This is a genomic window from Streptomyces sp. S6 (assembly GCF_054880855.1).
In genome coordinates this window covers 1-2,832 of sequence record NZ_JBTYMC010000512.1, presented here as the reverse complement: position 1 = coordinate 2,832, position 2,832 = coordinate 1, and the positions used below count along the sequence as shown (strand labels likewise).

Below are 2,832 nucleotides of genomic sequence, written 5' to 3'. Positions count from 1 at the left end.
TGTCCCTTGCCCGGCTGTATAACTTCATGCAGAGTTCTCTGTGGGTGAATGACTTGTCAACGGTTCCACGTTAATCCGATGTAACGGATGACCGACAGTTGGGACGGAGGCAAGGTGGATAGTACGGATTGAGGGGATTTTTAATCTCTATGTCTTCTCAGATGGTGGACTTCTTGACGGCGCAGACAGCCGTGCCGCTCGTCCTCGACGGCACCTCCCTCGGCGTCACGGACATCGTGCGCCTGGCCGACGGCACCGCGCGACCGGTCGCGGACGACGCGGCGATCACCCGCGTCACCGACGCCTGGGACGCCGCGCTGCGCATCGCCACGACCCGGCGCCTGTACGGCCGCTCCACCGGAGTCGGCGCCAACCGGAACGCGACCGTGCCCACCGAGGACGCCGCCGGACACGGCCTGCGGCTCCTGCGCAGCCATGCCGGAGCCATCGGCGAGGAACTCCCCGCCCGGCAGGTCCGCGCCATGCTCGCCGTCCGCGCCAACCAGCTCCTCGCCGGCGGCTCAGGACTGCGCCCCGGCGTCGTCACCGCCCTGTGCGCGGCCCTGGAGAGCGGTGCGCACCCCGTCGTCAACGAGTTCGGCTCCGTCGGCACCGGCGACCTCGCCGCGCTCGCCCAGGTCGGCCTCGCCCTCGCCGGTGAACACCCCTGGCAGGGAGACGGCGCCCCCGACCCCCAGCCCCTCGACCACAACGACGCCCTCGCGCTCATCAGCAGCAACGCCCTCACCCTCGGCCAGGCCGCCCTCGCCCTGCACGAGCTGCGCGGGCTCCTGGAGGCCACCCAGGTCGTCGCCGCCCTCACCCTGCTCGCCGTCGACGGCTCCCACGAGCCGTACGCCGCCCCCGTGCACGCCGCCCGCCCGCACCCCGGGTCCACCGAGGTCGCCCGGCGGATGCGGGGACTGATCGGCGCCGAGGAACGGCCCACGCCGTCCGCCGGGCGCATCCAGGACCCGTACGGCCTGCGCTGCCTGCCCCAGATCCACGGCCCCGCGCACGACGCCGCCGACGCCCTCGAACGCGTCCTCGCCGTCGAGATCAACGCCGCCGCCGAGAACCCCCTCATCGCCCCCCACGACCTGACCGCCTACCATCACGGCGGCTTCTACCAGGCCCAACTGGCCCTCGCCCTGGACCACTTCCGCCTCTCTTTGACCCAGGTCGCGCGCCTGTCGACCGCCCGCCTCGCCACCCTCAACGAACCCGACTACACCGGCCTGCACCCCTTCCTCGCCGACCACCTCCCCGCCTCCTCCGGCATCATGATCCTGGAGTACGCCGCCGGCGCCGCCCTCAGCGACCTCCGCGCCTTCTCCGCCCCGGCCTCCCTCGGCCACGCCGTCCTCTCCCGAGGCGTCGAGGAACAGGCCAGCTTCGCCTCCCTCGCCGCCCGCCAGACCCTCCGCGCCTGCGCCGCCTACCGCCTCGTCGTCGGCTGCGAACTCGTCGCCGCCGTACGGGCGTTGCGCCAGCGGGGGGTACGCCCCACCCCGGGCCTCCCGACCGAGACCGCCCTCCACCTCGCCGAGACGACCCTCGACGCGGACGAGTCGGACCGGCCCCTCACGGAGGACGTGCGGCAGGCGGCGGGACTCCTCGACCGGTTCACGGAGATCTGGCGGGAGAGCGAGGGGTGAACGGGGCGGTGACGGATCGTCAGGCGTACGGTGCTCACCCCTTGATCAGCAGGTCATAGGGCTCGTCCTCCGGCGCGAAGATCAAGACGAAGTCCTTGCCCGCCCCGGTCGCGACCTCACGCAGCCGGGCGAGGACGTCGGCCTCGGCCGGAAGGTCGAGGCCCAGAGCGCCGGCCGCGCGGTCCCGTCGAACCGTCAGATCGGGCATGTCCTCCAGATACTGAGCGGCCAACTCACCGCTCTCCTCCGAGGTGAACGCCCGGCAGTCCCGCCACCAAGGCGCGACCAGGAGAAGCCGCAGGAGTTCCGGGAGGCCGATCGCGACCAGCGCCGCGCCACCCTCGGAGTCCGCATACAAAACCGGACGCTCCTCCCCACCGTCCCCACAGAAGAAGTACGTGCCCCCCGCTCCGTCACCCGCGAAGCCCTCCAGCGCCGCCCCCGACGCGAGACGCACCTCCTCGCCGTGCTCCTTCCGGTCGAGCTCGAAGTCACCGGGCCAGGCCAGGAAACGGGCGGCGTCGTCGTGTTCAATGATGGCGCTGATCAGCGATCGCATGCGCCGCACCCTAGCGACCGGGTACGACACCCACGGACACGCATAGGCTCCGGACATGCACAGCACCCTGACGGAACACGCCCGGTGCCTCTACGGAGACGAGTGCTGGACCGCCTCGAAAGCCGGAATCCACGCCTACTCCGAGGCACTGCGCGCCCAACTCGACGGCACCGGCGTCGACGTCGTCGAACTCGTCCCCCCGGCCGTTGCCACAGTGGCGGGCCAGGAACAGCTGAACCCCCGCACCCTGCTCCTCGACGACTTCGCCACCGAGGTCATGCAGCTCCTCTCGAAGAACCCCACCCCGCACGAAACCCCCGTCCAGCGCTCCCGCGCCTCGGCCACGCTCTCCGGCCGCGAAGGCTGACGCCTCGATCCCGACCGCCGGGGGTGTACCCAACTCCACCCCCGTCAGGCACCCGGCTCCAGTTCGCGCCGTGCCGTGGAACGGCATCGTCAGGGGCATGCGCAAACGGCACAGCTGGAAAGCACAGACAGCGGTCTACCTGGTGGTGGCCTTCATGGCGGCAGGCGCCCTCGGCGCTGTTCAGCCCGCGACCGGCATCTCCGAGGAGGTCGTCCAACTCACCCAGTTCGGCCCGGCGTTCGGCGTCG

At 71.3% G+C, this 2,832-nt stretch carries 2 protein-coding genes and 1 pseudogene; 2 read left to right on the top strand and 1 reads right to left on the bottom strand.

Annotated elements, in window-relative coordinates; all coding sequences use genetic code 11:
* The first annotated feature begins 149 nt into the window (after positions 1-149).
* Positions 150-1,658 (top strand): aromatic amino acid ammonia-lyase, encoded by a 1,509-nt coding sequence (locus ACVNF4_RS34520; RefSeq protein WP_461806810.1) that lies wholly within the window; start codon positions 150-152, stop codon positions 1,656-1,658.
* A 34-nt stretch (positions 1,659-1,692) separates the two neighbouring features.
* On the opposite strand, the gene ACVNF4_RS34515 is transcribed toward ACVNF4_RS34520, so the two are convergent.
* On the bottom strand, positions 1,693-2,217 hold the full coding sequence (locus tag ACVNF4_RS34515; RefSeq protein WP_461806809.1) for a hypothetical protein: 525 nt from the start codon (positions 2,215-2,217) through the stop codon (positions 1,693-1,695).
* 106 nt (positions 2,218-2,323) lie between these two features.
* Here ACVNF4_RS34515 and ACVNF4_RS34510 point away from each other — a divergent pair.
* Positions 2,324-2,584: pseudogene (locus ACVNF4_RS34510) on the top strand (oxidoreductase); the annotation flags it as partial.
* Positions 2,585-2,832 lie beyond the last annotated feature (248 nt).

Bases quoted from the DNA above. Each gene is read 5' to 3' on its own strand.
- ACVNF4_RS34520 (WP_461806810.1), top strand. From the start codon at position 150: ATGTCTTCTCAGATGGTGGACTTCTTGACGGCGCAGACAGCCGTGCCG.
- ACVNF4_RS34515 (WP_461806809.1), bottom strand. From the start codon at position 2,217: ATGCGATCGCTGATCAGCGCCATCATTGAACACGACGACGCCGCCCGT.